Annotated in this window: 3 protein-coding genes; 1 reads left to right on the top strand and 2 read right to left on the bottom strand. The window is 64.7% G+C overall.

What is annotated here, in order from left to right:
• Together FNJ47_RS45945 and FNJ47_RS45940 are read right to left on the bottom strand one after the other, a co-directional pair.
• Positions 1-517: acyl-CoA dehydrogenase family protein (locus FNJ47_RS45945; protein WP_347341823.1), on the bottom strand; the 517-nt coding region annotated here is incomplete at its 3' end.
• 230 nt (positions 518-747) lie between these two features.
• Positions 748-1,638, bottom strand: a complete 891-nt coding sequence (locus FNJ47_RS45940) for an IclR family transcriptional regulator (RefSeq protein ID WP_165446160.1) — start codon at positions 1,636-1,638, stop codon at positions 748-750.
• Here FNJ47_RS45940 and FNJ47_RS52110 point away from each other — a divergent pair.
• A partial coding sequence (locus FNJ47_RS52110; protein ID WP_347341824.1) for an ABC transporter substrate-binding protein occupies positions 1,616-1,719 on the top strand: 104 nt, incomplete at its 3' end. The two genes, FNJ47_RS45940 and FNJ47_RS52110, sit on opposite strands and share 23 nt — an antisense overlap.

The following is a 1,719-nucleotide window of genomic DNA, read 5'->3' as shown; positions in this document are numbered from 1 at the left end:
TGTCGTTGTGATCGCCACCAAGGCCGGTGCTGGATTCGATCCGGCACTTCGCGGCATCGACCAGCGCGATCGAGATGCCGCCATTGCCGCTTGCCAGCACCGCGAAATGCTTGGCGTCTTTCGCGAACGGCACGCCGCGGGCGCGGCCGGAGAGGCTGCCGTCGGCGTTGAATGTCACGCGGTCCTTCGGGATTGCCGGCAGCACCGTCATCTCGCCCTCGGGAGATGCGATCTTGCCTTGCGTCAGCAGCCAGCCCGCCAGCATTGTTTCGGCCAGCGGAACAGCGATCGCATGCCGCCCGGCGACGTTGAGGACGCTGAACCCTTCAGCGAGACTGGCGCCGGAACCGCCGAGATCGTCGGGCACCCAGGAGAGCGGCAGGCCGGCTTCGGTCAGCGCCTGCCACAGCGGCGCCTTCCATGCGCCCTGCTTGTCGTGATTGATGGTTTGGGCATCCGCGAGATCGGCGAAAATCTTTTCCGCGGTCTCGGCGACGATGTTCTCACTCTCCGCCACAGCGTTCCTCGTGTTGATTGGCTTGGGCCGGCCGTTCGGCCATGCCCTGCTTGCGATGTTGTCTTGCGCTCAATGATGCGGAAAAGCCATAGCCGTGACAAGCGCTGCCCGCAGGGCCACTTGCGCGGATGGCATGAAGCCAGACGTCGTGCGCGAATTCCGCATTGTGAACTTTCGACCGCCTCGGTTTGTATGCCACGTGCGGCGATAAATTGCCCGGCGGCATCAATTCAGTCCGCCAGGTGAAACTCGATCGCCTTCCGCATCAGGTCGGCGAACTCGGTCTCCTGGGTGACCAGCGCGTCGTTCAGTCCGGCCACGCACAGCACCAGCGGCTCGTTCGATTCCGCAATCGGCGGCAGGTTCATGGCAACGGCGCCGGCACCCGGCGTGACCAGGCCGAGCGAGAAGGCGTGGCCCTTGGTGCGGACCTTCTTTAGCTCCAGCATCAGGGCCTTGATGTCGACCTGCCGATCCGGCCGGGTCTCGTTGGCGTTGATCAGGCGCACCAAGCGACGCACCTCCTTGTCCGGATAGGCTGACAGCAGCGCGTAACCCGATGCGGATCGCGCCAGCGGCCGCAGCGTGCCGGCCTTGACATAGAGCCGCATCGGCAGCCTGGCCTGAATGATATGGACATATTGCGCGCTGAGGCCGTTGCGCACCGCGAGCATGATGGTCTCCCCGGTCTTGTCGGAGAGCTCATTCATCAGATTGACCAGGCGCCCTTTCGTGAACAGCGCCGGGCTGAGCCAGTGCCCCAGCATCGAGATCCGCGGCGTCGGGATATAGGTGCGGCGGCCGGTGTCGTAGTGCAGATAGCCGAACGCCGTCATCGTGCGCATCAGCGCCGAGGTGCTGGACTGCGGGAATTTGAGGGCGGCCGCGACCTCGATGGCGGACGCCGCCCGCTGGTGCTCCTCGAAGAATTCCAGCACGTCGAACACGCGCCGCGCCGATTTGACCGCATTGTCCATCTTCGGCAGGTCGCGCGAGGTATCGCCGGGAAAATCGCGGCCGCCGAAAGACCGCGGGCCGGCGGCTGGGTCGGCCTTCGCTGCATCCTTCTTCGCCACCGGCACCGACGACGGCCCCAAGGTGATCGCGCAGATGAAGGACATGCCGATCGACGACTTCTTTGCCCGCAATGCGTTCCTGCGCGAGGACGGCCAGCTGATCCACGACATGTATCTCGTGCAGGT

The organism is Bradyrhizobium uaiense (assembly GCF_010811875.1).
GTDB lineage: Bacteria > Pseudomonadota > Alphaproteobacteria > Rhizobiales > Xanthobacteraceae > Bradyrhizobium > Bradyrhizobium uaiense.
This window is presented reverse-complemented; position numbering and strand designations above follow the sequence as displayed.

What these genes read in the sequence shown, in the direction of transcription:
- FNJ47_RS45940 (WP_165446160.1), bottom strand. Translation starts at nt 1,638, where the DNA reads ATGTCCTTCATCTGCGCGATCACCTTGGGGCCGTCGTCGGTGCCGGTG.